We start from the raw sequence: 26,560 nt of genomic DNA, 5'->3' as shown, positions 1-26,560 counted from the left end.
CCCGGCGATTGCACTTTAAACCATCTTATTAGTTAACTTTAACAGCGTTTATTTTACCTTACAGAATTCCATGGTTTCCAAAAAATATTCTTTTCTTTTATTCCTTATTTCTTTTCTTGTTTCGGCTGTATTGCAGGCACAGGAACAAAAAAGCCTGCTGCAAAACCTTGAACAACAAAAAGAAGGGTCAGAAAGGGTAAACATACTTCTTAAACTAAGTAATTACTATATCTACAAAAGGGGAGAGGCAAAAACCGATCTTGACAGTGCTTATATTTTTACAAAACAGGCAGAGACCGAAAGCAAAAAGATAAACTATGCATGGGCAAACTGCCGTACACTGTCACTTTACGCAAGGATTTACGCCGAAAGAAGGGATAAGGACAAAACTATTTACTTTGCCGATAAGGCTTTGAAGACGGCTATAGCTAACAATTATCAGGATATTTGCGGTGAAGCTTATAAAGAGCTGTATGCGCAGTGCAATTACTACGATGAGCTTACCAAAAAAATGGAACTGTTGAGGAAAGCCATCGCGGCTTTCAGGCAAAAGAGTACTAAACTTCAGCTTGCTGACATCCTGACCATAGCTGCCGAAGATTACAACTACATGGGCGACGCCGATAAATCTGTAGCATTCCTCAAAGAAGCGCTTTCGCTTTATAAAGCTATAGGGCATAAAAATATGGTTAATGCCTACAGAGTGGCAGGCAGCCTTTACGCTTCAAGGGCCGACTACAAAAAATCTATTGACTTTCTGCTTAAGGCAGTCGTCGCCTCAGAAAATAAGGAATTTCAGGATAACGAACTTTTAACGCATATCTATAACCAGCTGTCGGCCAATTACCATGCCCTCAATGAAACGGCGCTTGCCGATACGTATATCAGAAAATCGTTTGACTATGCGCTGAAATCTGGAAACACCGAGTCGGTTTACACGGCTGCCAATAACATTGTTTCCGGGCTTATCAATAAATCAAACTATAAAGAAGCAGAGCGGTTCCTTAAGAAAATATATGCAAAGCATAAACCCGTAACGATTGCCGACATTATTACTGTTCAGGCTTGCTTTATCAGGATTTACATCAAACTGAAGCAATTTGACAAGGGCGAACCGTATTGCCGCCAAATGATTGCATTGCTGGACAAACAAAAGGCAGAAATGCCAAAACAGATCTATACGTATGCTAATTCTTCGCTATGCCGCTTTTACCTCGCTAAGGGAGATTATGCAACGGCGAGAAAATACCTTGATGCCAATTTAAGTGTTCTTGGTGACAGGGAATTTACTGCAAAAAAGAACGCCTATATACTTGCCTATCAGCTGGATTCGGCACAGGCTAATCTGCCAAGGGCGATAGAGTACCTTAAAAAACTTAAAACGGTAGATGATTCCATCTTTAACCTTGAGAAGAACAAAGAAATATCGCAGTTACAGATCTCTTATGAGTCGGAGAAAAAGGACAAGGACATACAGCTCAAGGCAAAGAGCATTTCGCTGCTGAATAAGGAAAAAGAACTTCAGGAACATAAGATACAACAAACAGGAATCCAAAAGAATGTAGCGCTTGGCGGTGTTGCCATTGCCCTCATGGCTGCTTTTGGGATATTTCTTGCCTACCGTAACAAAAATAGGCTGAACACCCTGCTGGAGCAGCAAAAAGAAGAGATTACAGACAAAAACGATACACTTAACAAATTAGTAGACGAAAAGGAATGGCTGCTAAAGGAAATACATCACAGGGTTAAGAACAACTTACAGATAGTTATGAGCCTGCTCAACACGCAGTCGGCTTACCTGACGGATGAATCGGCCAAAAAAGCTATAGGCGACAGTCAGCGCAGGATGCACTCCATAGCGCTGATACACCAACAGCTCTATAAGTCGGATAATGTCTCGGCAATAAAGATGTACCGTTACATAAGTGAGCTGGTTTCGTACCTTCAGGACACGTACGACAGTTCGCTCGTTAAGTTTGAGATTAATGTAGACGATATAGAACTTGATGTTGCCCAAACCATACCTATAGGGCTCATTCTTAACGAAGCGGTTACCAATTCATTTAAATATGCTTTTGCCCCTAACGAAAAAGGTTTTATCCGAATTTCACTCTGCCAACTGGACGGCACCGTCTACGAACTTACCATCTCTGACAACGGAAAAGGTGTACCCGAGGGTTTTGACCCTCAGGACTGCGATTCTCTGGGCATGCAGTTACTCAGCGGGTTGAGCTCTGACCTCAATGGAGAATTCTCCATTTATAATGATGGCGGAACCGTGATCAAGATAATTTTTGATACTAAGGGGTATTTATGAAATTGTAATTAGCATAATGAATATGTTGAATTATATTGTTGATTTACGCTTTTTTAATACTTTTGAAAAAGTAGGAATTACCTTTTAAACACTCGTTATGAAAAAGCTGTTAATCGTTGCTGTATTACTATTTTCATTTATTGCCAATGCGCAGGAAACCACCGAAAAGAAGGTTCGTGATTCGCTAATTATTTATAGCCTGGATGCAGCCAGTATCAACGAAGTTGCTAAGTTTTCTAAAAAGAAAAATACGCTGCTATATACATTTGGTATTTGGTGTGAACCTTGCCGTCTACACCTTCCTACAGCCATAAATCTGGCAAAAGAGTATGACCTTGACCTGTTCGTCGTAATTGTAGATTCAGAAAAGAGTAAACTGGCTGATATGGCGTCAGATTATCTTTATCAGTTTGGAAAAGAATTTAATATAGGTGTGCTTTCAGACGAAACATATGGCCTGAAAACCAAAAAAAGAAACAAACAGTTTGTTACCGAAATGACACCCCCGCAATTTGAAAACATCAATGATTTTTCAAAATATATCCTGCTGAACAAAGAAGGAGAGGTAATAATGGTTACTGCATATAAAGATAATAAAGGCAACGATTGGCGAGATGATACCAAAATGGTAAATGAAAGAATAGTACCATTGCTGACTAAGAAGGAAGCGGGATTGTAGTGTAGGGGTTAAGCTAAAATAGCACGAGCGTGACGCTCGCGCCAGCGAGGGAACTTTGGTTATTCACCTTCTTGCACTTTTATTACGGATAATGTTTTTGGGTCAAAATATATTTTAGGACTGTCAGATCCTGCAAACACCATATCATATTCTAATCTGTATTCAACAGTTCCGTCTGATTGCTTATTAATAATAATTTCTCCTGACCTGTCGTCTTGTGTACTATTTTGGTATCCTATATCCCCAATAATAGTGCGTGCCTGTTCAAGAGTCATTCCTGGTTTCACTTTTTTACAGTTTTCCCAATATTGAGAGGTGATTGACTGATGCCTGAAAAAGCTATAGATATTCGCAGCAAGCAGTGTAACGCCTACGATGGCAAATAAGGTTGTGATTCTTTGTATCATCTGTGTAGTAGTTAGAGGTTTAAATTCATAAGGAGGTTACAGGCATTTAATGCAATTCATTAAAATAAGATCTCATCAAATCTCTGTTTACCATTAAATTATTATCCATCACAGGTCGTTCAATAAATTGCTTTTCAATCAAAAGGGTATGAAATTCCGGATAGTCTTCAAACAAAAAATCCCAATTAGAGTAATAACTCAGCATCCAGTCTAACTCAAAGTCGTATGTTATTTTGTCCAAATGTTCTACAGCTTTATTAATTATTAAGTCGAGAGATGTTTTATCTAAAACATTTATTCCCGTTAAGAAATTTGGTTCGAGGCGCGAATACCAAATGTAGAATATACCACGCTTAAAAGCTTCAATGTCATCAACATTGCTAGCGTAAGTTTTAAAAATTAAATTGAACTGAAAGTCAATATCATTTGTATTTTGCGCTGAATATAAGCTATTTTTCAATTCTATTTCTGATGCAGCTATTTTATCTAAATCTATCAGGCTTTTAAAATGTTTCATTGATTAACATAAATGAAGAGAAATATAAAAAATGTTTGAATATGGCATTGTCATATATGAGGCAGACAGAAAATCACACAAGCAGAAAAACTAATAATCATTCAACTGTTTTGTTCTTATTTCTCCTATAGCATTAATCCTTGTTAAATTATATTTAGGATAATAAATACTATATAATATTGAATCATCTCTGTTTCTGAAAGCATTTATTTCAATAACAGTTTTATCTTTTATCATTTTTATCGAAATCACAGAATCACTCCAGACTCTGCTTCCGGAGTTTTTTTTGATATTTTTTATATCATCTAAAATTTCTTTACTATGTGTTTTACCATTAACATATACCTGTGGTGAAGCTTTTATAATAGAATTTATTTCTTTCTCAGCATATGCAATCATTCTATTATGTATAAAAGTTGCACACAGGGCAGAGATTATAAAATTAACAGTACATATAACTCCCAATGCACTTTTCATAAAGCGCCTGTTAGCTTCCTGAACAGAATCCTGATATCTGAATATATAAAATATTAAAACTATTACTGTGCAGGATATTGACGCAACGGCAATTATTGAAAAAATTGTAAACATAGTATTGATCATACCTTCTCCTGCAACGCTTTAATTTCATCCCTCAGTTTTGCAGCCATTAAGAAATCAAGTTCTTTAGCGGCTTTTTCCATGGATTTACGCTTATCGCGAATGATTTTTTCTATATCGCCTTTTGCCATATAGGTAGTATCAGGTTCGGCGGCAATTTTTGGGGCGTGTTCGAGCTTGTAGGCTTCACTTCTGCCAAGGGTGTTCTTCTCAATCTTCTTGTTCAGCGACATAGGCACCTTACCGTGTGCAACATTATAGTTGTGCTGTTTCTCACGTTTGTAGTTGGTTTCATCAATGGTGCGCTGCATACTGTCGGTAATCTTATCGGCATACATAATGGCTTTACCGTTTACATTACGTGCTGCACGGCCTACTGTCTGTGTAAGCGAACGGTTGCTTCTCAAAAACCCTTCTTTATCGGCATCCAGTATCGCCACAAGCGAAACCTCGGGTAAGTCAAGCCCTTCTCTTAAAAGGTTTACACCAATAAGCACGTCAAATATTCCGCGTCGTAAATCCTGCATGATCTCTACACGCTCCAGCGTGTCTACCTCAGAGTGGATATAACGGCATCGTATAGATACCTTTGTCAGGTATTTTGCAAGCTCTTCGGCCATACGTTTGGTCAGCGTGGTAACAAGTACACGTTCGTCAAGTTCCACACGCTGCTGTATTTCTTCAATAAGGTCATCTATCTGGTTAAGGCTCGGGCGAACCTCGATAATTGGGTCTAATAGCCCCGTAGGCCTTATGATCTGCTCTACATATACACCGCCTGATTTCTGCATTTCATAGTCGGCAGGCGTAGCACTTACATAGACCACCTGGTTCTGCATGGCTTCAAATTCCTCGAACTTAAGCGGACGGTTGTCCATCGCGGCAGGAAGTCGGAAACCAAACTCCACAAGGTTCTCTTTACGTGAACGGTCACCGCCGTACATGGCATGCACCTGGCTCACCGTTACGTGGCTTTCGTCAATAACCATAAGGTAATCCTTAGGGAAGTAATCAAGCAGGCAGAACGGTCGTGTGCCTGGCAGGCGTCGGTCAAGGTAGCGCGAGTAATTCTCAATACCCGAACAGTAGCCTAGTTCGCGGATCATCTCAAGGTCAAAATTGGTACGCTCTTCAAGGCGTTTTGCTTCAAGGTGTTTGCCTATTTCTTTAAAATAATCAACCTGTTTTACTAAATCCTGCTGAATGTCCCAGATAGCGCCCTGAAGCACATCGGGACTGGTAACAAACATATTGGCAGGGTAAATGTTCAGCCTGTCATAACGTTCTATAACTTTAGAGGTTGCTTTATCAAACGCTTCTATTTCTTCAATCTCATCACCAAAAAAGTGGATACGGAAAGGCTCGTCGCCATAACTCGGGAAAACCTCTACCGTGTCGCCTTTAATGCGGAAGGTGCCGGGAGTAAAGTCGGCTTCAGTACGTGCATAAAGGCTCTGTACTAAACGGTGCAGCAGCTTGGTACGCGATATCATTTCGCCACGGGCAATAGATACCACATTCTTCTGAAACTCCACCGGGTTACCGATACCGTACAAACACGAAACCGATGCCACCACGATAATATCGCGCCTGCCCGAAAGCAGGGAAGAGGTGGTGCTAAGGCGCATCTTTTCCAGCTCCTCGTTAATGGAAAGGTCTTTTTCTATGTAGGTTCCTGTAACGGGTATATAGGCTTCGGGCTGGTAGTAGTCGTAGTACGATACAAAATACTCCACCGCATTGTTAGGAAAAAATTGTTTGAACTCGCTGTACAGCTGTGCCGCAAGCGTTTTGTTATGTGCCAGTACTAATGTGGGTTTCTGCACCTCCTGGATAACATTGGCCATGGTAAAGGTCTTACCACTACCTGTAACCCCCAGCAGCGTCTGGAAACGTTCTCCTGCATCAATTCCCGCACTAAGTTCTTTTATGGCCTGGGGCTGGTCGCCCGTAGGTTTATATTCAGATACTACGTTGAATCTCATTCTGTTATTTTTTGATTTTTTGATCTTTGGGATTTTGTCTGTTGTCCCAAACCGTGTGAACGATAATACTATTATCTGTTACTTCATAAAACAAGGTGTAATCTAAAACGATAAGCCCTCGCACATCCTTCATATTAGTTTTTGTGCCAATATCCGGACTTTTCTGTACAACAAGTAACTGTTTCTGAAATGTTTTATAAAGCTTTGCAGAGTAGGTCTTGCTTTTATTTCGTTCTATGAAAAATTCTAAAATGGCTAAAAGTTTACGCTTTGCATTAGACGACCATATAATTTTTTTCTGTCAGCCATTGCTTAATTTCTTTATCTAAAGAATCGTTATCCTGAAACTGATTGTTCGCTATTTCTTTTTTAGAGTCATTAATTTCCTCTATTTGATGCTTAGAAAGCGTGATTTTTTCTTTCGATTTAGAATCTAAAATAGTCTTAAGGGCAGAAAGAAATGACTTGTCCTCAATTTGTGAAATTTGCGAAATCACGATGTTTTTTAATTCTAAAGTATTCATGGCAAATATATTTACACAAATATACTAAAATGTTGATTTGGTTATTTGTCCATTTGGTTATTTGTAACATCTGGATAACCGAAAGACTATAGCAAAAATCAACTTTTAATCAAAACATTCCATCATCAGCAGGTCACCGTCCTTATGCTTTATCAGTACGACGCCGTCATTAAGCGCTTCGTTACTGCTTCCGGTACGGTAGCCAATTGTGAGTTCGTCGTTGCTTAGTTCATATTTCAGGTTTTTACTGTCGATACCCGATACCTTCCCGACGGGGATAAGCGAAAGGGGAGTACCTGCCGGATACCATTTTTCAAACTTTTTAGGCAGCAGGAACACTTTAGAATGGTCGTCCAGCACTACAATTTTCAGTTTGTCGCGAAAACGTACAATGTTAGTTATGTTGGTAATGGTGTGGTCGGCGCGTTTACCGGTAGCCCAGATAACATTTGCCGCGGGAATGCCGCGTGTTACCAGGTAGTCAAAAGCTTTTTCAAGATCGGTTTTGTCCTGGTCAGGTGTATGTACGATTTCTAACGGATACTGCTTTTCCAGAAAATAATCAGGGTCAAAACCACGGTCAAAATCGCCCAGCAGGACATCTACTTTAATGCCCAGGTCAAGTACCCGGTTCATGGCGCTATCAAGTACAATCACCAGGGGCGACCATTCCAAAAGCTGACCCAGCAATTCCCTGCTGCATTCTGCGCCATTGGCAATTATTAAAGCGGGTTCCTGGTCGTCGCGTACTATATGGTGTGATGACATTTCTTGGGTCTAAAGTTTATAAAGTCATAAAGTAACAGGGGCTGTCTGAAAAGTAATTTTATAGACGTTCTGTCATTTCGACCGTAGCGTAGCGAAGTGGAGAAATCTCAAAATTACTCTATTGAGATTTTTCGACTGCACTTCGTTCCGCTCAAAATGACACCTTTGAGACGGCCACCTCAAAGTTACATACATATTTTAAATATATGGCGTCAAGACTTTATGACTTTCGACTTTATGACTTATAAATCTATTGTATCGTATACTCAACAGCTGTAACTTCTCCTAATCTAAAATAGCCCAGTGCAAAATTTCCTTCGTTAGTCTGGTTTACGATATTACCGCGTGCATTAACCGGAGGGGTCTGGAAAGGCCCGCTTCCGGCACCGCCTTCAACCATTGATATTATGATCGACATATAATTGTAATAACGCTCTGATATGCCATACAGTTTAAAGTTAAGTAATTTACCTGCCTCTAAATCTTCATCTGATATGGAAACCGACTGTAAATTTCCCTGCTGGAACTCATCGCTGCGAGCGCCATACCTGGGAAAAGGATAAATATCTGTATCTATGCGCACAAGGTAAAAGTTATCTTCGTCACCGTTGTCTTTATAATAATATTTTACTTCGATCTCATCACCGGTAAAGCCACCGTCATTCTGTTGGGTAATGTTCTCAACATCAGGTGTAGGGTACAGTGTTTCGGCAGCTGTAAACGTTTCGCCGTCATGCTGAACAGTAAGCGTGTAGGTTTCGCCTATAACCGGTTCAAAGTTAGTACACAGGTACTGGCCGGTGCCTGGTGTTTCAATAAAATTGAAGACAGTATTAGCGCTGTTGGTTACAAACACGGTAGCGCCCGAAACTACAGGTACGGTGTTTTCATAATAGCTTCCGGTAGTGGTAAGCCTGATGGTCTGCTCGTTTCCTGCGGTACCCTTTATCCAGTTGATGGACGCATCTATCACGAGTCTTGGGTTAGAGGTGTCAAGGTCTACATCTACCACTTCTTCGCAGGCTGTAAAGAAAACCGCTGCCATGATAAGGATTATATATCGTATGTTTTTCATGATGCTTAGAATTTAAAATTGTATGTTACACTTGGAATAACTCCAAAGATCGAGAGCCTTACGGCTTCGTTTCTTCCGCTGTCTTCGTTCTGCCTGAAGGTTATGGAGGCCGAATTCTGCCTGTTGTACAGGTTGTAGATGCTAAATACCCATTCGCCCTGCCAGCCTTGTTTTTTATCAGGCTTAGGCACATAGGTGGCCGAAATATCTAAGTGGTGATAGATAGGCAGGCGGTCGCCATTCCTTGAACCAAATACGGGTATATTTATATCGCCATATTGGTATTGTCCTGTAGGGTAGGTGGCAGGCTGCCCAGACTGTAACACGAATATTGCCCCAAACGACCACTTGTTGGTGTACTGGTACGATCCTGTGACCGACAGGTTGTGCAGCTTGTCGTAACCCGCACGGTACCATTCGCCGTTATTTATCCCTGTTTCTCCCGGTGCACGCCCCGGTGTCTGCTGTTCAGAGCGTGAAAGGGTATACGATACCCATCCTGTAAGCTTTCCTTTGTTTTTGCGTAGAAGCAGTTCGAGTCCGTATGACCTGGCCTTTCCGTTAAGTAGAACCTGTTCAATCGCTTTGTTAGCAATCAGGTCGGCGCCGTCTATGTAGTCAAGCTTGTTTTTTATCTTTTTATAGAATGATTCAACTTCAAGAGTGTAGGTATCATCTTTAAAGTTGGCAAAATAACCTACGGCAAACTGGTCAAGCAGTTCGGGTTTTGTAAAGTTATCACTCGGCGCCCATACGTCCAGAGGGGTAGGCGATGAGGTATTGGTAATAAGGTGCAGGTACTGCGCCATACGGTTATAGCTGGCTTTTACCGACTGATCTTCATTCAGCATATACGATATAGAGGCACGCGGCTCAAAGTTGCTGAAGTCGGCTATGGTCTTGCCGCTCCTGTAAAACTCGGTGCCTATGGGCGTTCCTTTCTCATATATCTTAAGCTGCTGGTCAAAGGTTACAGCCTGGTCGTTGGCATAGATATTCATATTCTGCGAACCCAATCTGTAAAACATACTGTAACGCAGCCCGTAGCTCACGCTTATCCTGTCGCTAAGCTGATGTTCTGCATCTACATACAGGGCAGGCTCAAAAGCGTGTTTCTTTTCAAGCTGGTCACGGTTGATGGATGAATCTTCACCTATTGGGGTTACTGTTCCGGGGTTAAAGTCATAATAAATGGCATTAACACCGTAGTTCAGTTTGAATTTGTCGCTTATGTAGTGCTTCAGGTCGTACTTAAAGTTGTAGTTCTTTATGCCCGAATCCCATTTAAGGCCTACGAACCCAAGTTCCAGCCCATAATAGTAATCGCTGTATATAAGGCTGGTATTGGCAAACAGCTTATCGCTGAAAAGGTGGTTCCAGCGTAGGTTTAAAACGGCATTACCATATACGTTATTAAAGCTGTCGCTGATGTCCAGCAGGTCGCGCCCAAAGTAGCCCGAAAGGTACAAGTTGTCATTCTCACCAAGCTTATAGCTTAATTTGGTGTTCAGGTCATAGAAATACGCTGAGTTATCGCTTCCCGACGCTTTTAAAAAGAGGTGTGCATACGACGCCCTTCCGCCAATAAGGAATGATCCCCTGTCTTTAACGATAGGACCTTCTGCAAGTAAACGGCTTGATATGGCGCCTATACCGCCTGTCATGTGAAATTCTTTATTATTACCTTCTTTTTGGTAGATATCCAGTACCGATGATAACCTTCCGCCGAAGCGGGCGGGAATTCCCCCTTTATATAGTTTAAGTTCTTTTATGGCATCTGAATTAAATACCGAAAAGAACCCGAATAAGTGTGATGAATTGTAAATGGTGGCTTCGTCAAGCAATATAAGGTTTTGGTCTGCCGATCCTCCTCGCACGTTAAACCCAGACGCGCCTTCACCTGCATTGGTTACTCCCGGCAGTGTGAGCAGCGATTTAAGTACATCAACTTCGCCCATTACCACGGGCATTTTCTTTATTTCCTCGGCAGTAAGCCTGTTAACACTCATTTCGGGTTTACGTATTTCGGCGCGCTTAACATTGTTAGTAATTACCACCTCGTCAAGTACTTTGCTGTCTTGTTCAAGGCTGAAATTCTTTCGAATATTACTGTTGAGGTTAATAATTTCTTCTTTGCCGATAAAGCTTACATAACTAACCTGAACGGTATATATGCCTGACGGAAGAGAGATAGAGAAGAAGCCGTATTCGTTTGTTGAAACAGCTTTTTGAAGCTCCTTAATATAAACGCTTGCGCCAATAAGGGTTTCGTTGCTGCTGTTGTCTGATATTGTACCGCTGAGGGTAAATTTTTCCTGAGCGAATACACTGGCCATAATGAACATAAGGAATACCGTGAGGTATCCTTTTTTTTGTAAGATCATGTTTGATTTGGTTTTAACGGGATGTAGGGGCTATCCCGCGATTGATTGATGATTGAACGGTCGGATTTGTTTTCCGTGTTTTATAGATACATTGTTTAAAGTTTTTCTTATAACGAAATTAGACGCGGTTAATTATGATGTGTTACACGATTTTACAGTTTTTTAATACGAAACCGCTTATTTTTTATACCAAACCCTATTAGTAAGGGGGTTAATGTCAGGTTGACAAAATAGGGCAATAAAAAAGCTACCCTCTCGGATAGCTTTTAAATATGAATTCAAAACAGGATTAAACCAGTTTTGCGAGTATTGCATTAAATGTTGCACTTGGCCTCATTGCTTTGTCGGTAAGCTCATAGTCAGGGTGGTAGTAACCGCCTATTTCCTGTGGCTTGCCTTGCGCACCAATAAGTTCAGCATCAATCTTAGCTTCGTTTTCAGTAAGGTCTTTAGCGATCTCCTCAAATTTAGCTTTAAGTTCAGCATCTTTAGTTTGCGCAGCAAGCGCCTGAGCCCAGTAAAGCGCAAGGTAGAAGTGAGAACCGCGGTTATCAATTTCGCCTACTTTACGTGCCGGAGACTTGTCATTCTCAAGGAATTTCTCGTTAGCAGCGTCAAGCGTTTCGCTTAATACAAGTGCTTTAGAATTGTCTAAAGTCTGTCCAAGGTGCTCTAATGATACACCAAGAGCAAGAAACTCACCAAGAGAATCCCAACGAAGGTAACCTTCTTCGGTGAACTGCTGAACGTGTTTAGGGGCAGAACCTCCCGCACCTGTTTCAAACAATCCGCCGCCGTTCATAAGAGGAACGATAGAAAGCATTTTTGCCGATGTACCAAGCTCAAGGATTGGGAATAAATCTGTAAGGTAGTCACGCAGTACGTTTCCTGTTACAGAGATAGTATCTTCTCCTTTACGGATTCTCTCAAGAGAGAAATTAGTAGCATCTACCGGGTTCATGATACGGATATCAAGGCCGTTAGTATCGTGGTCTTTAAGGTACGTGTTTACTTTGTTGATGATCTGTACATCGTGCGCCCTGTTTTCGTCTAACCAGAATATAGCTGGTGTAGCCGATAGCCTTGCACGGTTTACAGCAAGCTTAACCCAGTCCTGGATAGGAGCGTCTTTTGTCTGGCACATCCTGAAGATATCACCAGCCTCAACATTCTGTTCCATATATACAGTACCGTTATTGTTGTCTGTAACTTTAACAACACCATTGGCAGCAGCCTGGAATGTTTTGTCGTGAGATCCGTATTCTTCCGCTTTTTGAGCCATAAGCCCTACGTTAGGTACGCTTCCCATTGTTGACGGGTTGAATGCACCGTGTTTTTTGCAGTCTTCGATAGTAGCTACATAAACACCAGAATAGCACCTGTCCGGGATGATCGCTTTAGTATCCTGGCTTTTGCCTTCTGCATTCCACATCTGGCCTGATGTACGTATCATTGCCGGCATAGAGGCATCAACAATTACGTCACTTGGCACGTGTAGGTTGGTAATTCCGTTATCAGAGTTTACCATTGCAAGGGCAGGGCCGGTAGTGTAAACAGCATCGATAGCCGCTTTAACTTCAGCTTCTTTAGCGTTTCCTGCTATTTTAGCATAAACATCGCCAAGTCCGTTACGTGTATCTACGCCAAGTTCTTTGAAAAGGTCAGCATATTTTTCGAAAACATCTTTGTAGAATACCTCTACAATAGCACCAAAGATGATAGGGTCAGAAACCTTCATCATGGTAGCCTTAAGGTGAACAGAGAAAAGGACTCCCTGTTGTTTAGCGCTTTCCACTTCTTTAGCAATAAATGCTTTCAGCTTGTTAAGGCTAAGTGCAGAGCTGTCTATTATTTCTCCTGCTTTAAGCGGAGTGCTTGCTTTAAGAACGGTAACAGTACCGTCGTTTGCAGTAAATTCTATCTTAACGTCAGTAGCTTCTTTTACAGTAACCGATTTCTCGCTGCCGTAGAAGTCACCTTCTGTCATGCTTGCAACGTGAGTTTTAGAATCAGCAGACCATTTACCCATTGAGTGCGGGTGTGCTTTTGCGTAATTCTTAACAGCTTTAGGAGCCCTGCGGTCAGAGTTGCCTTCACGTAGTACAGGGTTAACTGCAGATCCTAATACTTTAGCATATTTAGCTTTGATCGCTTTTTCTTCATCTGTTTTTGCCTCTTCAGGAAGGTCAGGGATGTTATAGCCTTGAGACTGAAGTTCTTTGATTGCAGCTTTAAGCTGAGGTTGTGAAGCAGAAATGTTAGGAAGCTTAATGATGTTAGCTTCAGGAGTGTTAGCCAGCTGGCCAAGTTCTGTAAGCGCATCGCCTATTTTCTGGCTGTCAGTAAGGTTTTCCGGGAAGTTAGCAAGTATCCTTCCGGCAAGAGATATGTCGCGGGTTTCAACTTCTATTCCGGCAGGTGCAGTAAATGCCTGCACAATAGGAAGTAATGAATGGGTGGCCAGCATAGGGGCCTCATCAGTTATCGTATAAATGATCTTTGATGTTTTGGACATTGCGTTTGTTGTTTAATGACCCTTCCGGCAAATGCCGAAAGGCTGATTATTAATATGTTACTTGAGTGTTTGTTTGAGTTGCTTACAACAAGGCGCGTTTAGTGCTTCCTTACTGTAAACAAGGCTCGCAAATATAGGAAAATCTTATGTAACAGGCTGTTGGTAAATCGGTAAAAAATCGTTATAGTTATTTTACTATTCGCAATATTTTAAGGAAGCGATGCGCCTTATTATTGGTTAGGGTTTTTCCTTAAGCTGGTTTATCCTTTCCAGCAGCACATTGGTAAATTCTTTAGTAATTACCTTGTTTATTTGTCCTTTGCAGTCTGGGATAGAATAATACCTTACATGGGTAAGTTTTGCTTTTGCGCTTGTAACTTCTTCTACCTCATAAATATGCTTAATATTTACAAAGTGTACGCCGCCGCGTATATCGGCTATTTTTATAAAAATCGGATCCATGGGGTAAAGGTAATCATTAATAGAAATAACATAAAATGTATTTCATCTGGATAATATGCAGTTAATCGTTTTTTTTTTTTAAGCTATTACTTACAATTAAAATAAATAGTTTTATAAAAGATATCTGGCCCTGAATAAGCTGAAACAAAGGCCTTAAAGCTTGAAGTAAGCATTAACCAATATTATTTATTTTAGATTATGAAAAAATTTTCGTTGTTTTTAGCTGCAACTTTTTTAGTTATATTTGCAGCATGTTCAAATGAAGAATCCACAGATAATAATGCAAATTCGAGAGCTGGATTTCAGCAAAAATCAGGGAGTAGTCGTCTAGATTCTTTATATAATGAAATGGTAACTTCTTCTGATTATATTGAATTAAAATCATTAAGAAATAGTTTCAATAATAAAATGCATTATACTGGTCCAATGATGGATTTGAAGCCAGGAGAGGAATTTTTAGACTGGATTAATGCAAATATTTCTGATACTGACTTCATTAGTTATAATCAGGCTGTTGCGGAATGGAGGCTAATAACTGATAAAACTTTACTAGTTTTTCAGGCTAATCTCGGTTTCTATGATGCATTAGCGGCTGAGCCGGAAGGTTCGAAAGCTTATTATAATCATCTTATTAATGAGTTGCCTCAGCTTACGCCTTATCAATCATGTTCTTGTTGGGATCAGTATCAGGGTAGTGTTAAGGCTGCCACGACAGCATTTAATGAAGCTATTGCAAAGATAGCTAAAAATAGATTTACTTTTGGGCCTTACAATACTTCTAAATCTATCGCTGATTTAACTGAAAAGTATAGTGGTCAACTAACTTTTCTCGCAAACCAGTATGATAATTGTATTGACGATTGTGATGAGGATTAAAAATTAGAAATCTACTATTATGAAAAATTTAATGCTGTTATTTTCTGCGCTATTTCTTTTCTGTACCTACACGATGCAATCGCAAAATGATGTTAATAGGAAAGAGCCTTGTTTTCAGGGTACAAATGAGTATACTGAACGGTATGTAAAGCTTAAAACTATGTATAAGAAGATGCTGGACTCAGAAGAATCAAAAAAATATATGATTCTCGTTCGGGACTATATGGCAAAGGCGCATTATGCTAAAAGAAATTGGCGTGAAGAAGAATCTACAGTAAATGACTGGGTGCTAAATAATATTGAAAAAACAGGTTTTAAAGATTGTGCTGAAGCTGAAGCCGAAGATTATAAAATAGTAATGGCTAACTGGGAGATTATGAAAAATAATGAAGAGCTTTACTTGTATTTGGCAGAATCACTAGAAATATGTCCTGATATTACTTCTAATCTGGTTATGGAGTTGACTAAGGAGTATGGTCCCTACTTTAAATTTTAAATAAAGTATATCTGATGTTACAATAGGCAGTCGGTTTAAGGCTGCCTTTTTTGTTTAGTAATATCAAAAAAAATCCCATCGTGCCGTAGCAGATGGGATTCCTGTATATCTCTGAGAAAAGACTATCTTCTTCTTCTTTCTTTGATCTTAGCTTTTTTACCAGTAAGTTCACGGAAGTAGAATATACGAGCTCTTCTAACTTTACCTCTTTGGTTAAGTTCAATTTTTTGAAGGGCCGGCATGTTAAGCGGGAAAATACGCTCTACACCTACAGCTCCAGACATTTTACGGATTGTAAATGTTTGAGTTGATCCAGGACCTCTTTTTTGGATTACAACACCTTTAAAGAACTGAGTTCTTGTTTTTTCACCCTCTTTAATTTCGTAATAAACAGTGATGGTGTCTCCTGCGTTAAATTCAGGGAAATCTTTTCTTGTTACAAATTCGTCTTGTACAAATTTAATTAAATCAGACATGATTTTATTTTTAAGTGATTGATTCAAAGCAACATTCACGATTATCGCCAGAGGTTGGTCCGAATGAGGGTGCAAATATAGAAGTTTTTTGTTTAAAGTTTAAAATTTCAGAGTTTTTTTTAAAGTTTCGGTTTAAAAAAAAATAAGATGACAAAGTGTTGATAATCAATACATACTTGTTTTTTATAACTTTAAACTTTTAACTTGAAACAAATATTTATTCTAAAAGATCTGGCCTTCTGGTTTTAGTATGTTCTAAAGCCATGTCTTCACGCCACTTGTCTATGTTGGCAAAGTTGCCGCTTAATAAGATATCCGGTACTTTCCAGCCTTTATATTCCGCAGGGCGTGTATATATAGGAGGGGAGAGCAGGTTGTCCTGAAAACTGTCTGTCAGTGCCGATGTCTCGTTGCTCAATACACCCGGTATGAGGCGGATGATGCTATCTGCTACTACTGCTGCTGCAAGCTCGCCACCCGAAAGCACAAAATCACCTATTGATATTTCCTTTGTAATAAAATGATCGCGTACACGCTGGTCTACACCCTTATAATGTCCGCAAAGTATAATGATGTTCTTAAGCAGCGACATACGGTTTGCCATGCCCTGGTTAAGGGTTTCGCCATCGGGGCTCATATATATAACCTCGTCATACTCGCGCTCCGATTTCAATTTTGTAATACAGGCATCTATGGGTTCTACCATCATGACCATACCTGCACCACCGCCAAACTGGTAATCGTCTACGTTTTTGTGCTTGTTGGTGCTGTAATCCCTTAGATTATGAAGGTGTACTTCTACGATGCCTTTGTCCTGGGCACGTTTAAGTATTGATGCTTCAAAAGGGCTTCTTAATAATTCAGGAAGTACGGTAATGATGTCTATTCTCATGCGATAATTATTCAATGTAGCAATTGCTTAATCTAACAATTACTTATGCCGGCAAAATTACTGTTTTTAATTTATCAAAATCTTAATTTTCTAATGCAACAGCTAAGGTTCACTAAACTAAATTGTTACATTAGGGAATTGCTACATTGTCATTTTAATTAAACTCCAAACTGCCTTAGGTGGTGGTCAAGGTGTTTCCATTGCAGCAAATCCCATTCGTGGTGGGTCATGTGGCCAAAGAAAGGGTGTTTTTCTATTTTTATAGCTGCATGGCCTTCTTTTGCAAAAACCTCAATAAGCTCAATAAGTTCTTTTTTTGCGATTTCAAAATTAGGTTCACGTGTTATTTTGAACTCCTGCGCTGTAGGCATCCCTTTGCCAAAAGGCTGTCGGCTTGCCAGTTTCTTCTTGGCCGATTTGCCAAATAAGAAGCTCATAAGGCGCTGCGGTTTTACGTGCAGGGTGCCATAAGCTACCTTTATAGGCTGCTGGCAGTGTTCCAGCATCTGGCTTACTGTCATTTTACCCCATTGCGAAAGGCTGATTGGGCTTAGCTGTTCAATGCGGTCTATTATATTTTTGTTTCCCTGAGGAGTGAATATGCTTTCCATTGTTAGTTTGTTTTGAACTGCAAAAATAATAATAAAATGGCTTACTTTTTCGTCGCTTTAATAGCATATACCATAGGTATTTTATCACCTAAGTGTGCAATCCTGAATTTACCCGGTTCAAACTCTACAGTACCCCTGAAACAGTTGTAAGGGGAGTAGTCATATTCATTAAGGGTGTTTATTTCTAATCCTGCTTCTATCAGGTTGTTAACAACTTCGCTTATGCTGTGGTTCCAGGTAATCGTTTCATATTCTGCCGGCGCGGTAAGGTCGGCATAAGTGCCCAGTTCGGTTTCAATAATGGCATCACTTTTAAAGTAGCGGTACGAAGCCTTTTCAAAATTAGGGTCGTACATCCAAACTACAGGGTGAAACTCGGCAAAAACAAATGTGCCGCCGGGCTTTAGGAATTTAGATATTGTCCATGCCCATTTTTCAAGATCCGGCAGCCAGCCGATCGTTCCATAGCTGGTAAATATGATATCAAACTCTTCATTAAGGTGTTCGTGTAGGCTGTATACATCAGAACAGATGAACCGGGTGTGCGCTTCTGTCTGAACCGAAAGGTCGCGAGCAGTATCAATAGCTTTGTCTGAAAGGTCTACGCCTGTAGCCTGTGCACCCATGCGGGTAAAAGAGATAGTGTCCTGCCCAAAATGGCATTGCAGGTGTAATATTTTTTTTCCGGTAACATCGCCTAAAAGCGCAAGTTCAATTTCGTTTAAGGTGTTTCTTCCTGCCAGGAATGAGGGCGTATCATAGAATTCTGAGCCGGCATGCACTTCAGTCTTATCGTTCCAGGCTTTCTTATTTATGGCGAGATAGTCGTCTTCTTTTTTCATTTTACAGGTATTTTTATGTCAAGTCTTGGGAATATCACTTCTTTTATATAGTCCATAATTTCCCAGCTAAGGTTGGTTAACAGGTGTTTTCTTTTTGTAAGCTCATTTATAACTCTGTCAGCTTTTGCTTTTCGATGTATATTTTCAGCAGCTGTATATTCTTCAGGCGCAATGATGTTATCATAAGCAAGAATACATAATGCTGACAGAAGTATATTTAATTTAGACTGAGGATAGCGTTTATTGTCAATAGCCTCTAAAAATAATGGTAAATTCTCCTCTTCAGCAAGTATAATATCTTCGTCCTGATCCATAAAGTTTAGGTCTAAATCGGCACCCCATATATCAAGTAACTCTTTGTCCAGATAAGGGCTTGGATATTTAATTTCAGACCATTTATCTGAGTTGCATTTAGTGCATTTTTTGCTTTGTATTAAATCATATTTTAATGAAAACGCAGCATCAATCTTAGATAAGGCATATTCATCTTCACTTCCACAATTTTTACAGGTTCTTATTGCTCTGAATTCCATAATATAATTTTACAATTAAATTTAAACTTTTGTTATGACAGGAAGGTAATGAAGATAGTGAATTAATTTGTAAATTTGCATCTTCAAAATAAACAACGACAATAATGGAAAACGGAATTTACGCAAAATTCAACACCGCTAAAGGTGCTATCCTTGTAAAGCTTACACACGATCTTACTCCGGGAACAGTTGGTAACTTCGTAGGCCTTGCAGAAGGTAATCTTGAAAATGACATTAAGCCTCAGGGCAAACCATATTATAACGGACTTAAATTTCACCGTGTTATCTCTGATTTCATGATACAGGGTGGATGCCCGCTTGGTACAGGTACAGGCGGCCCGGGTTACCAATTTGATGATGAGTTCCACCCATCGCTTAGGCATGATACACCTGGTGTGCTATCTATGGCTAATGCAGGTCCTGGTTCAAACGGTTCTCAGTTCTTCATCACTCACGTGGCTACACCTTGGTTAGATGACAAGCACACTGTGTTTGGTAAAGTTGTAGAAGGACAGGATGTTGTAGATGCAATTCAGGGTAATGATGCTCTTGAAAGCGTTGAGATCATCCGCGTTGGCGAAGAGGCTCAAAAATGGAATGCTATTGAAGCATTCAGAACTTTTGAAGGTTCTCGTGAAAAACGTCTTGCTGAAGCTAAAAAACAGGCTGAAGAAGCTATGGAGAAACTTGCTGCAGGTTTTGAACAGACTGAAAGTGGACTTCGTTATAAAATTATCCAGAAAGGTAATGGCAAACAGGCCGAAAAAGGTAAAACTGTTTCTGTGCACTATAAAGGTACTCTAGAGAACGGTCAGGAATTTGACTCATCTTACAAAAGAAAACAGCCTATTGATTTTCCTCTTGGAAAAGGACACGTTATCGAAGGTTGGGATGAAGGTATCGCACTTCTTCAGGTAGGTGATAAAGCACGCTTTGTTATCCCTTCTCACTTAGGTTACGGTGAGCGCGGTGCAGGTGGTGTTATTCCTCCGGGAGCTACACTTATCTTTGATGTTGAGCTTGTAGACGTAAAATAGTTCTCAGTAGCGAGAATTGAGATATCAGAAGGCCGGAAGATTTATCTTTCGGCCTTTTTTTAAATCCGGCAACCATCAACCAAATTATTGGAATACTTTTTGAAAGTAAGAGGCTATAGTCATACTTTTGCAGTAACACATATAGTTATGAAATACATTGTACTTATTATAGTTTCTCTTTTGGGTTTAACGGCTAAAGCACAGCTGCCGGGAGGTAATGCCATGCATTGCGGGTATGATTTTACATCTTATGTTGTGCTTGATGTGCATGAATCAGGTAAGAAGGAGAATATCAAAAACCTTAAGATAACCGTGGTTGACAGCCTTGGGAGAGATCTTGTAAATGTGGGTAACCTTTACAGTTTTAAGAATGCCAACCAGCCGATGGTGTTTTCGTTCAATTACCTTATTGGCGATGATAACAAAAAACTGGAAGAAGGCGCTGTGGCTAAAAAAGAGCGTTACTTTTTTCCGTTTGCAAAAGATAATTACCTGCTTTCTGTTTCCAATACTTTTGACGCCGATAAGTTTTCTGTAAAGATCGAAGATACTGATGGGGCAGCAAACGGTGGTAAATTTAAAACGCTGACACTGCCATTATACAAGTATAATATGTATGTGTTATGTTCTAACGAAAGCCAGCAAGCAGCCATAAAGTTTGGCCGAAAAATGAACAAACCTGTAGATATTGTATTGGAACTTGATAAGTAATATATCAGTTCCTTAATGTGGTAATGTATCAATTGAGCTTCAGGAGCGCTAATTGTTACATTGAAAAATTACTACATTGGTAAATTAAACCTTCCACTTAATATTACATCCTAAACTTGGTTTCTGGTTTTCGGGAATACTGCGATTGTAAAGCACGCCGTCTATGGCGTTGCGCAGGTCGCTGCCACTAAGCGGAATGTTGTTTGCAGGCCGTGAATCATCTAATTGTCCACGGTATACTAATTTATCCTGACTGTCAAACAAATAAAAATCAGGGGTACAGGCTGCATCATAGGCCTTTGCTGCTTCCTGTGTGTTGTCAAACAAATACGGAAAGTCCATTTTATTTTCAAAAGCAAACTCACTCATTTTTTCTGGGCTGTCCATGGGGTAGCGCTCAATATCATTGCTGCTTATGGCGATAATACCAATACCCTGTACGCGGTAGTCATTAGCTATCATTATGATTTCTTCCATAACATGGTGTACAAAAGGGCAGTGGTTGCAAATAAACATGACCAGCGTTCCTTTCTCTCCCTTAAGCTGTGCAAAGGAATAGCTGTGGTTAGAATTGGTGTCCTTAAGCCAAAATGCAGGTGCAATAGTGCCTAACGGAAGCATATTTGATGGAGTGTTTGCCATTTTGTTGTAATCTGTTATCTTAGCAAGATAGCAATTTTAAGTGCTTCAGTCAAAAATAAACCACAAACTAAAAACAATAACAAATGCTGACCTGGGAAGAATTTGAAAAAACCGAAATGCGTGTTGGTACTATCATCGAAGTAAACGATTTTCCTGAAGCGCGCAAACCTGCCTATCAGCTTACCATTGATTTTGGTGCTGAAATTGGCATCCGAAAATCATCGGCACAGATAACAAAACGTTATACGAAAGATGATCTGGTAAACCGCCAGATTGTTGCTGTTGTAAACTTTCCTAAAAAGCAGATTGGCAAATTTATGAGCGAATGCCTGGTACTTGGCGCCGTAGGGCAGGAGGGGGATGTCATTTTACTCGCTCCTGATTTTAAGGTTGAGAACGGATTGAGGATTGGGTAAGGGATTTTGTATGTCGGGTTTCGCGTTCAGGGTTGATCACCGTTCTGTCATTTCTACAGGAATGATAAAATGCTATATCCTAATGCCGGTACACCTCACTAATGTATTGTTGTATTACGAATGGAGTGAAGCTGCTCCCTCTCCTTTGGAGAGGGCTGGGGTGAAGCTAAAAAAAAGTCCAAAACCTACTACGATTCCGGACTTAATACTTTTTTAATTTTTTCTGACGGTTGGTTGTTGGTTAAATATCGTCAAAATTTACATCGGTAAAACTTTCGCTTGTTACAGCTTCTTCACCTTTCTCTCCAAATAATCTTCTAAAGTCTTTTTGATGTCTTTCAGAGATTACTTCTTCACCTTTGTTGTTTAGGACATAAGATGTCATTTCGTCAAGTATATCTCTAAAGGCAGCAAAATCTTCCTTATAAAGATAGATCTTGTGTTTCTTAAAATGGAAAGATCCGTCTTCTTCAGTGAACTTTTTACTTTCGGTTATGGTGATATAATAATCATCAGCCTTAGTAGCCCTTACATCAAAGAAATATGTCCTTCGCCCTGCCCTCAATACTTTTGAAAAGATCTCTTCCTTTTCAAGCATGTCATTTTCTCTCATAATCCTCGGTCTTTTTATTTGGTTTATGTCGAATCCAAAAATCTAAAAAAAATCTAAACAAACCAACAAATTATTGCATTTCTTTTTCAGAAAGTTGTTTTAAGTACAATTCTTTGTAATATCCGGCCTGGTTTACCAATTGATTGTGAGTTCCTTGTTGTAGTATTTCTCCGTCTTCAAGGATGATAATCCTGTCGGCATTTTTTGCAGAAGAAACCCTGTGGCTCACAATTATGGTTGTCTTGTCTTTGCAGAATTCAAGTAGGTTGTTAAGTATTGCCTCTTCAGTTTCGGTATCAACGGCAGAAAGGCAGTCGTCAAGCAATAAGATCGGGGCCTCTTTTATCATTGCCCTTGCTATAGATACACGCTGCTTTTGTCCACCCGAAAGTGTAATGCCGCGTTCTCCCAGTATGGTTTCGTACTGTTTGTTGAAGCCAATAATGTTGTTGTGAACCATTGCTTTTTCGGCAACGCTTACAATTTCTTCATGGGTAGCTTCTTCTTTGCCAAATTTAATATTGTTGCTGATAGTGTCCGAGAAAAGGAATGCATCCTGAGGCACGAACCCCACGCTGTTGCGCAGGTCATACAGGTTCAGGTCTTCTATGTTCTCTCCGTCTACAGCGATTGTTCCTTTTTCTACGTCGTACAATCTGCTGATTAGCGAAAGGATTGTAGATTTTCCGGATCCTGTTCGGCCTAATATGGCTACTGTCTCACCTTTATTAATAGAAAACGAGACATTTTTTAGCGCTGTAATATTGGTGTCTTCATACGTAAAAGTAACATCGTTAAAAGCAATCTGTCCTAATACCGGGGTATGGTTCGGGTTGTTGTTCTGAATATCCGGCTGTATCTTAAGGAACTCATTGATCCTTTTTTGCGATGCTTCGGCCTCCTGTATCATAGACGATATCCATCCCAGGGACGCTACCGGCCATGTAAGTCGGTTAATATAAAGTATAAACTGAGCTATGATGCCTATCTCGGCAATGTCTCCGTTTACATACATCATACCACCTACATAAATAACCACCAGGTTGCTTATGCCTATTAATAGTATCATGAATGGGCCAAACAGGGCGTTCACTTTAGCAAGGCTTAGGTTTTTGTCAACGCTGTCTCGTGAGAGTGTCTTGAAATCTTCGCCTTTTTGTTTTTCAAGCGAATAGGCCTTAACAATCCTGATGCCAGAGAACATTTCCTGTGTAAAGGTAGACAGCTTAGAGATGTTTTGTTGGTATAGTGTGCTGCGCTTATTGATTTCCTTGCTAATCCAGAAGATAGAGTAGGCGAGTATAGGCAGGGGTAATAAGGTATAGAATGTAAGTTTAGGCGATATCGTAAACATATGGGTAGATATTACTGCAAAACTTATCACTGTATTTAGTGTATACATAATTGCCGGGCCTACATACTGGCGTACGCGGCCTACGTCTTCACTAATGCGGTTCATCAGGTCGCCTGTGCGGTTCTTTTTATAGAAGCTTGGCGACAGGTTCTCATACTGGCGGAATACCTCATTCTTAAGGTCAAACTCTACGTGGCGTGACATTACTATAAGCGTCTGCCTCATTAAGAAGGTCAGGAAACCTGCAATAAGTGTCGTCCCGATGATCATCAGGATGCTTGTTAGCAGCTCAGACTGCACATCTGCCGCCGTCGAAGTGCCTTTTTTAAAGCTTTCTATAGCAGTTATCGAATCTTTGATATATTCAGGAGTGAACAAAGAGAAGATTTGTGCAACAATTGTTATCAGAATTCCTAGAAGAAATTGAAATTTATATTTTACAAAATATTTATTTAAATACTGAAGTTCTTTCATCTTAATTTTTCAAATGCAATTTATTTGCTTGTTTAAATGTTAAAATAACTGTTTAAAGTTTGATTTTCAACTCTCAAAAACAAAGCTAATTTATTAAAGAATACGTAAAAAAAGACTTTTATTTTGCCTTATCTTAATATAATGTGTAATTTTGTCTCCTGTTTTTAAATAAAGTTCAAATTTAAAAAATATTATTATGGTAACAGAAGTTATTAAGGCTAACGAGCTTTCTAAGGTTGACCCTGTTTTTGGACAAGCATCATTTAATGACCACGAACAGATCGTTTTTTGCCATGACAAAGATACTGGATTAAAAGCAATAATCGGTGTTCACAACACAGTTTTAGGACCTGCATTAGGAGGTACAAGAATGTGGAAGTATGCAAACGAATGGGAAGCGCTTAACGACGTTCTGAGGCTGTCACGCGGTATGACTTTTAAGTCGGCTATCTCGGGACTTAACCTTGGCGGTGGTAAGGCTGTTATCATTGGTGATTCTAAAATAGATAAAACTCCTGAAATGATTACCCGTTTCGGACAGTTTGTTAATTCCCTTAGCGGAAAATATATTACTGCAGAAGATGTAGGCACAACTACCGCCGACATGGACCTTATCCGTGATGTAACCCCTCATGTTACAGGTATCTCTGTAGAAAGAGGTGGTTCAGGCAACCCTTCTCCTGTAACTGCTTATGGCGTTTACATGGGTATGAAGGCTGCTGCAATGCACCAGTTTGGAAGCGATAAGCTTGACGGTAAAAGAGTATTGGTACAGGGTACAGGCCATGTAGGTGAAACTCTTATTGATTACCTTACTAAAGAAGGTGCTCTTGTTCAGATATCTGATATCAACGAAGCAAGGATGCAGGAAGTGTCTGCTAAATATGGTGCTACTATATTTGCAGGTGACGATGTTTACAGCGCAGATGTTGATATCTATGCTCCATGTGCACTTGGTGCTACAATCAACGATGCTACTATAGACAAGATCAAAGCAAGGGTAATTGCAGGTGCTGCAAACAACCAGCTTGCTAACGAGATTGTTCACGGTAACATCCTTAAAGATAAAGGTATCCTTTATGCTCCAGACTTCCTTATCAACGCTGGTGGTATCATCAACGTATATGCAGAGATCGTAGGTTATGACTCGGCGGAAGCAATGAGAAGAACAGAGAATATCTATAATACCACACTTGAGATATTTGCACTTGCAGAAGCTCAAAACATCACTACGCACCAGGCTGCTCTTGCAATTGCACAACAGCGTATTGATGACAGAAAAAAAGAAACCGCTAAATAATTAGCGTACAAAAATATTATTCTTAATTTTGCGGAGCGAAAGAGTTTTTCTTTCGCTCCCTTAATTTTTAAAGTTCTTATAGGCGGATGTTAAACAGAAGACATATTCGGGTTAAAGTGATGCAGTCAATTTATGCAATGCATCAAAATGATTCAGACAATCTTGAAAAGGAAGAAAAATTCCTTTTTAACAGTATTGAAAACATTCGTGATTTGTATCTTATCATGCTGTCAGCATTGGTTGAGATAAGGAACAGTGAAGAAGATTTTATTGAAAAATCGTCTAAAAAGCACCTCGCAACCGCAGAGGAGCGCAATCCAAACAAAAAGTTTATTAATAACGAAGTACTGCACCTGCTGGCTGAAAGCAATCCGCTTAGCATTGCCATGGCAGACCGTAACATAAACAACTGGAAAAATAACGACGATTATATACTATTGCTGCTTGAAGATATCAAGAAAAGTGAAGTATATGAAAAATACATGCAGAATAAAGTGAATAACTTTGAGGAAGACCGCGAGTTTATCGCCGATCTTTTTACCGAAGTTATTGCACCTAACGAAAAGCTGTATGAATACCTTGAAGACAATAAGCTTACCTGGGTAGATGATATCCCGGTGGTTAACACGCTTATTGCAAAACAGCTTAGAAGCATCTCTATTCCTGCCGAAGGTAAGGAGGCAGTTGTTGTTCCAAGGCTTTATAAGGATATGGATGACAAGGATTTTGTAAAAGACCTTTTCCGTAAAACAGTACTTAATAACGTTGAGCTTGCCAAAGAATTTATTGATAAGACACCAAACTGGGATACTGAGCGTATTGCAGAGATTGATGCTATTATCCTTAAAATGGCAATTTGCGAATTTCTTAAGTTTCCATCAATCCCTGTTAAGGTAACCATTAACGAATATCTTGAGATTGCTAAAGAATATTCTACTCCAAAAAGTAGTATTTTTATCAACGGTATCCTGGATAACCTTGTTAAAGATTACCAGGCAGCCAACAAACTAATAAAAACCGGTAGAGGTTTAATGTAAAACACAGATTATAAATT

28 protein-coding genes are annotated in these 26,560 nt (G+C 39.8%); 9 read left to right on the top strand and 19 right to left on the bottom strand.

What is annotated here, in order from left to right; all coding sequences use genetic code 11:
• The first annotated feature begins 70 nt into the window (after positions 1 to 70).
• Positions 71 to 2,317: a histidine kinase dimerization/phosphoacceptor domain -containing protein gene (locus tag R1T16_RS09480; protein WP_317500856.1), complete on the top strand. Its 2,247-nt coding sequence runs from the start codon at positions 71 to 73 to the stop codon at positions 2,315 to 2,317.
• A 97-nt stretch (positions 2,318 to 2,414) separates the two neighbouring features.
• The gene (locus tag R1T16_RS09475) at positions 2,415 to 2,996 is read left to right on the top strand and encodes a hypothetical protein (protein ID WP_317500855.1); all 582 of its coding nucleotides are present in this window, start codon (positions 2,415 to 2,417) and stop codon (positions 2,994 to 2,996) included.
• A 59-nt stretch (positions 2,997 to 3,055) separates the two neighbouring features.
• Here the strand turns inward: R1T16_RS09475 and R1T16_RS09470 are convergent, their stop codons facing one another.
• The 11 genes from R1T16_RS09470 to R1T16_RS09425 all read right to left on the bottom strand — a co-directional run bounded on the left by R1T16_RS09470 (position 3,056) and on the right by R1T16_RS09425 (position 14,233).
• Positions 3,056 to 3,403, bottom strand: a complete 348-nt coding sequence (locus tag R1T16_RS09470; RefSeq protein ID WP_317500854.1) for a hypothetical protein — start codon at positions 3,401 to 3,403, stop codon at positions 3,056 to 3,058.
• A gap of 46 nt (positions 3,404 to 3,449) precedes the next feature.
• Positions 3,450 to 3,920 (bottom strand): hypothetical protein, encoded by a 471-nt coding sequence (locus R1T16_RS09465; protein WP_317500853.1) that lies wholly within the window; start codon positions 3,918 to 3,920, stop codon positions 3,450 to 3,452.
• Positions 3,921 to 4,010: 90 nt separating this feature from the next.
• The gene (locus R1T16_RS09460) at positions 4,011 to 4,397 is read right to left on the bottom strand and encodes a hypothetical protein (protein WP_317500852.1); all 387 of its coding nucleotides are present in this window, start codon (positions 4,395 to 4,397) and stop codon (positions 4,011 to 4,013) included.
• Positions 4,398 to 4,519: 122 nt separating this feature from the next.
• Positions 4,520 to 6,505 (bottom strand): excinuclease ABC subunit UvrB, encoded by a 1,986-nt coding sequence (gene uvrB, locus R1T16_RS09455; RefSeq protein WP_317500851.1) that lies wholly within the window; start codon positions 6,503 to 6,505, stop codon positions 4,520 to 4,522.
• A 4-nt stretch (positions 6,506 to 6,509) separates the two neighbouring features.
• Positions 6,510 to 6,743 carry a type II toxin-antitoxin system RelE/ParE family toxin gene (locus R1T16_RS18415; protein WP_411162027.1) on the bottom strand — a complete coding sequence of 78 codons (234 nt, stop codon included), beginning with the start codon at positions 6,741 to 6,743 and terminating at the stop codon, positions 6,510 to 6,512.
• A gap of 37 nt (positions 6,744 to 6,780) precedes the next feature.
• Positions 6,781 to 7,029 carry a hypothetical protein gene (locus R1T16_RS09450; RefSeq protein ID WP_317500850.1) on the bottom strand — a complete coding sequence of 83 codons (249 nt, stop codon included), beginning with the start codon at positions 7,027 to 7,029 and terminating at the stop codon, positions 6,781 to 6,783.
• A 105-nt stretch (positions 7,030 to 7,134) separates the two neighbouring features.
• Positions 7,135 to 7,797 carry a thiamine diphosphokinase gene (locus tag R1T16_RS09445; RefSeq protein ID WP_317500849.1) on the bottom strand — a complete coding sequence of 221 codons (663 nt, stop codon included), beginning with the start codon at positions 7,795 to 7,797 and terminating at the stop codon, positions 7,135 to 7,137.
• Positions 7,798 to 8,047: 250 nt separating this feature from the next.
• Complete coding sequence (locus R1T16_RS09440) at positions 8,048 to 8,872, bottom strand: DUF4249 domain-containing protein (RefSeq protein ID WP_317500848.1); 825 nt, start codon at positions 8,870 to 8,872, stop codon at positions 8,048 to 8,050.
• 5 nt (positions 8,873 to 8,877) lie between these two features.
• Positions 8,878 to 11,256 (bottom strand): TonB-dependent receptor, encoded by a 2,379-nt coding sequence (locus R1T16_RS09435; RefSeq protein ID WP_317500847.1) that lies wholly within the window; start codon positions 11,254 to 11,256, stop codon positions 8,878 to 8,880.
• Positions 11,257 to 11,545: 289 nt separating this feature from the next.
• The gene (locus tag R1T16_RS09430) at positions 11,546 to 13,771 is read right to left on the bottom strand and encodes an NADP-dependent isocitrate dehydrogenase (RefSeq protein WP_317500846.1); all 2,226 of its coding nucleotides are present in this window, start codon (positions 13,769 to 13,771) and stop codon (positions 11,546 to 11,548) included.
• Positions 13,772 to 14,008: 237 nt separating this feature from the next.
• Positions 14,009 to 14,233 carry a hypothetical protein gene (locus R1T16_RS09425; protein ID WP_057669573.1) on the bottom strand — a complete coding sequence of 75 codons (225 nt, stop codon included), beginning with the start codon at positions 14,231 to 14,233 and terminating at the stop codon, positions 14,009 to 14,011.
• 198 nt (positions 14,234 to 14,431) lie between these two features.
• On the opposite strand from R1T16_RS09425, the gene R1T16_RS09420 reads away from it, so the two are divergent.
• Positions 14,432 to 15,109, top strand: coding sequence for a hypothetical protein (locus tag R1T16_RS09420; protein WP_317500845.1), 678 nt, complete (start codon positions 14,432 to 14,434; stop codon positions 15,107 to 15,109).
• Between the two features lie 19 nt (positions 15,110 to 15,128).
• Entirely contained in the window at positions 15,129 to 15,605 is a 477-nt protein-coding gene (locus R1T16_RS09415; protein WP_317500844.1) for a hypothetical protein, read from the top strand.
• Positions 15,606 to 15,727: 122 nt separating this feature from the next.
• Here R1T16_RS09415 and rplS read toward each other — a convergent pair whose 3' ends face one another.
• From rplS to R1T16_RS09390, 5 genes are all read right to left on the bottom strand, one after another.
• Positions 15,728 to 16,081, bottom strand: a complete 354-nt coding sequence (gene rplS / locus R1T16_RS09410) for a 50S ribosomal protein L19 (protein ID WP_317500843.1) — start codon at positions 16,079 to 16,081, stop codon at positions 15,728 to 15,730.
• A 217-nt stretch (positions 16,082 to 16,298) separates the two neighbouring features.
• On the bottom strand, positions 16,299 to 16,973 hold the full coding sequence (gene trmD / locus R1T16_RS09405) for a tRNA (guanosine(37)-N1)-methyltransferase TrmD (RefSeq protein WP_317500842.1): 675 nt from the start codon (positions 16,971 to 16,973) through the stop codon (positions 16,299 to 16,301).
• 158 nt (positions 16,974 to 17,131) lie between these two features.
• Positions 17,132 to 17,584: a DUF1569 domain-containing protein gene (locus R1T16_RS09400; RefSeq protein WP_317500841.1), complete on the bottom strand. Its 453-nt coding sequence runs from the start codon at positions 17,582 to 17,584 to the stop codon at positions 17,132 to 17,134.
• A gap of 41 nt (positions 17,585 to 17,625) precedes the next feature.
• A complete protein-coding gene (locus tag R1T16_RS09395; RefSeq protein ID WP_317500840.1) occupies positions 17,626 to 18,426 on the bottom strand; it encodes a class I SAM-dependent methyltransferase in 801 nt (266 codons plus the stop codon).
• Positions 18,423 to 18,959 (bottom strand): hypothetical protein, encoded by a 537-nt coding sequence (locus R1T16_RS09390; protein ID WP_317500839.1) that lies wholly within the window; start codon positions 18,957 to 18,959, stop codon positions 18,423 to 18,425. The genes R1T16_RS09395 and R1T16_RS09390 overlap by 4 nt, the downstream gene beginning before the upstream one ends.
• 104 nt (positions 18,960 to 19,063) lie before the next feature.
• On the opposite strand from R1T16_RS09390, the gene R1T16_RS09385 reads away from it, so the two are divergent.
• Positions 19,064 to 19,996 carry a peptidylprolyl isomerase gene (locus R1T16_RS09385; RefSeq protein ID WP_317500838.1) on the top strand — a complete coding sequence of 311 codons (933 nt, stop codon included), beginning with the start codon at positions 19,064 to 19,066 and terminating at the stop codon, positions 19,994 to 19,996.
• A 147-nt stretch (positions 19,997 to 20,143) separates the two neighbouring features.
• Entirely contained in the window at positions 20,144 to 20,707 is a 564-nt protein-coding gene (locus tag R1T16_RS09380) for a hypothetical protein (protein ID WP_317500837.1), read from the top strand.
• Positions 20,708 to 20,791: 84 nt separating this feature from the next.
• Here the strand turns inward: R1T16_RS09380 and R1T16_RS09375 are convergent, their stop codons facing one another.
• A complete protein-coding gene (locus R1T16_RS09375) occupies positions 20,792 to 21,349 on the bottom strand; it encodes a thioredoxin family protein (protein ID WP_317500836.1) in 558 nt (185 codons plus the stop codon).
• 83 nt (positions 21,350 to 21,432) lie between these two features.
• On the opposite strand from R1T16_RS09375, the gene R1T16_RS09370 reads away from it, so the two are divergent.
• Complete coding sequence (locus tag R1T16_RS09370) at positions 21,433 to 21,765, top strand: tRNA-binding protein (protein ID WP_317500835.1); 333 nt, start codon at positions 21,433 to 21,435, stop codon at positions 21,763 to 21,765.
• 241 nt (positions 21,766 to 22,006) lie between these two features.
• Here R1T16_RS09370 and R1T16_RS09365 read toward each other — a convergent pair whose 3' ends face one another.
• Complete coding sequence (locus tag R1T16_RS09365) at positions 22,007 to 22,378, bottom strand: PUR family DNA/RNA-binding protein (protein WP_317500834.1); 372 nt, start codon at positions 22,376 to 22,378, stop codon at positions 22,007 to 22,009.
• 70 nt (positions 22,379 to 22,448) lie between these two features.
• Positions 22,449 to 24,206 (bottom strand): ABC transporter ATP-binding protein, encoded by a 1,758-nt coding sequence (locus R1T16_RS09360; protein ID WP_317500833.1) that lies wholly within the window; start codon positions 24,204 to 24,206, stop codon positions 22,449 to 22,451.
• A 196-nt stretch (positions 24,207 to 24,402) separates the two neighbouring features.
• Here R1T16_RS09360 and R1T16_RS09355 point away from each other — a divergent pair, with 196 nt between their 5' ends.
• Together R1T16_RS09355 and nusB are read left to right on the top strand one after the other, a co-directional pair.
• Positions 24,403 to 25,506, top strand: coding sequence for a Glu/Leu/Phe/Val dehydrogenase dimerization domain-containing protein (locus R1T16_RS09355; RefSeq protein ID WP_317500832.1), 1,104 nt, complete (start codon positions 24,403 to 24,405; stop codon positions 25,504 to 25,506).
• A 119-nt stretch (positions 25,507 to 25,625) separates the two neighbouring features.
• Positions 25,626 to 26,543 (top strand): transcription antitermination factor NusB, encoded by a 918-nt coding sequence (nusB, locus tag R1T16_RS09350; RefSeq protein WP_317500831.1) that lies wholly within the window; start codon positions 25,626 to 25,628, stop codon positions 26,541 to 26,543.
• The last annotated feature ends 17 nt before the right edge of the window (positions 26,544 to 26,560 follow it).

The organism is Flavobacterium sp. DG1-102-2 (assembly GCF_033042555.1).
Taxonomy (GTDB): Bacteria; Bacteroidota; Bacteroidia; order Flavobacteriales; family Flavobacteriaceae; genus Flavobacterium.
The sequence above is the reverse complement of the archived record's forward strand: the minus strand, read 5'-3'. Positions and strand labels throughout refer to the sequence as shown.